We start from the raw sequence: 654 nt of genomic DNA on the forward strand, positions 1-654 counted from the left end.
TCCGGACGATTGAGATATCCTCGCGCTAAACCATCACCACCGACATACAGCTCACCAACACACCCTTCTGGCACTAACTGCTGATTTTCATCTAGAAGATAAAAAGAGGTGTTAACCATTGGTCGACCTATTACCTCTAATTTACTTTTCGATTGCAATGAAAAGGCACAGTTCACTGTTGTCTCGGTTGGGCCATACCCATTAAGCAATACCCGCCCGTGCTGTTTTACAAATGAAATAAAGCTTTGCAACTCTGTGCCCATTGCCTCACCACTGGAGATCAGATCTATCGCGGGCAAGCCTGGCTCTTTAACTATCATAGCAAGTAATTGTGGTGTCGCATTCAACACACTGAGTTGATGCAATCGCGTTATATTTACCAGCTCGCGTGGAGATTTGACTTGTTCTTTACTTGGTATAATAAGCTTAATACCTGAACATAGCAGTGCAATACCTTTAAGAGATGCATCAAATACAAAAGATGATAGCCACAACCAACCATTTTTATAGGCTTTATCACAGCTTGCTAGTTGCGTAAAAAAACCTTCTCTAAAGTTCATTAACGCACGATGCTCTGTCATCACCCCTTTTGGCTGCCCAGTCGAACCAGAGGTATAAATGACATAGGCTAAACTCGTTGCTTCTAATCCACTC

General features: G+C 42.7%; 1 protein-coding gene. It reads right to left on the minus strand.

The window, feature by feature from the left end; all coding sequences use genetic code 11:
- On the minus strand, positions 1 to 654 hold a 654-nt coding region (locus NO992_RS23360; protein WP_371380813.1), incomplete at both ends, for an AMP-binding protein.

The sequence above is a fragment of the Pseudoalteromonas sp. DY56-GL79 genome (assembly GCF_041414765.1).
Classification (GTDB): Bacteria; Pseudomonadota; Gammaproteobacteria; order Enterobacterales; family Alteromonadaceae; genus Pseudoalteromonas; species Pseudoalteromonas piscicida.